Here is a 1475-nt window from a genome sequence, read left to right on the forward strand (position 1 = left end):
TAGACGCCCTGGGCAAGTGGGTGCTGATCGCCGACCGCTCCCCCGGCACCGAGTGGGCGCTGGCCGCCCTGCTGCCGCAGCTCGTCACCACGCCCACCGAGTACCAGCGCCTGAGCCATCTGCTGCGCACGATGCCCGGCCGGGACGGCGCACCGCCCCCACGGGTGGCGGCTCGGCTGCTGACCACGCTTCCGCCCCGCTGACGGCCCGTGCGCGCGCACGACCCGAGCACGTCCCCGAGGAGACCCGCCCATGTCCAGCTTCACCCGCCCGCCCGAGTGGCAGCAGCCGGCGGACCGGCACACCCGGCTGTCCGACCCGGTGCTCACCGTGCGCCAGCTGTCCCGCTTCGAGTTCTCGCTCAAGCACGTCGTCCGGATCGACCACGCGCTGGTGTTCGCCACCCCGAAGGGCGGCTACGACGCCTACCTCCCGCCGCACCGGCCGACCCGGAGCGAGATCGTCGCCCACCGCTACACGGCCGTGTACGAGGTGGACATGGGCGTGCACCCCTTCACCGACACGTTCACCCTGCCCAGTGACAACGACGCGTTCGAGTTCACCGCCGAGGTCGACTTCTCCTGGCAGGTGCTGGATCCTGCCGGGTTCGTGCGCAGCGGGCACCGGGACGTGCCCGGACTGCTCGTCGGCACGCTCCAGCAGGCGGCCCGGCCGGTGTCCCGCCGGTTCCCGATCACCGACAGCGCGACGGCCGAGCGGGAGCTGCTGACGGCCCTGACGCCGCTCGGCACGCTGGGTTCGGACGCGGGCCTCCAGGTCACCTGGACGCTGCGGCTGCGGCGGGACCAGGCCGACATCGAGCACCAGCGGCGGCTCCAGGCGATCGACCACACCGCCGCCGAACAGATCCGCGTGGCCCAGCGGGGCGTGGAGGTCGACGCCGAGCTGGACCGCCGGGCCCGGGAACAGGACCGGCTGCAGGTCGAACGGGCCATGGACTACGGCCGCCGGCACCAGGAACTCACCGTCCAGCAGCAGCACTGGCAGCAGGAGCAGATGATGCTGCACGGCGCCCAGCAGCACCAGCTCGCCGTGCAGCAGGCCCAGCACGCCCTGGCGATGCAGCAGTACGAGGCCCGGAAGGTGGCGTACTACCAGTGGCACCTCCAGCAGGGCGGGGTACAGGCCTGGGCGCTGCACCTCGCCGAGCACCCCGAGGACACCGGGCTGGTCATGACCGCCATGCGCGATGACCAACTGCGCATGATCCAGGCCCAGATGGATCTGGTGAAGGATCTGCTGGCCGGGGACAACGCGGAGAGGTTCGAGCTGGAGGGCCCCAAGCAGCTGGCCCTGCGCACGGTCACCGACATCCTCAACCAGCGGCTGCCCGGCGTGGCCCAGAACCCGCCGCTGATCCCGCCGGACCCGCAGCCGCAGGGCGCACCGGCGCCGGGCAAGTTCACCGAGGGCAGGGCGGAGGAGCCCGCACCGGACAGCGGGGGCACGGGTAC

Annotated in this window: 2 protein-coding genes; both read left to right on the plus strand. The window is 72.5% G+C overall.

From position 1 onward, the window contains the following. Positions 1-203: hypothetical protein (locus H5J33_RS35015; RefSeq protein WP_181798681.1), on the plus strand; the 203-nt coding region annotated here is incomplete at its 5' end. 49 nt (positions 204-252) lie between these two features. Continuing rightward, positions 253-1475: hypothetical protein (locus H5J33_RS35020; protein ID WP_181798682.1), on the plus strand; the 1223-nt coding region annotated here is incomplete at its 3' end.

It is taken from the genome of Streptomyces sp. WELS2, from assembly GCF_013870595.1.
Classification (GTDB): domain Bacteria; phylum Actinomycetota; class Actinomycetes; order Streptomycetales; family Streptomycetaceae; genus Streptomyces.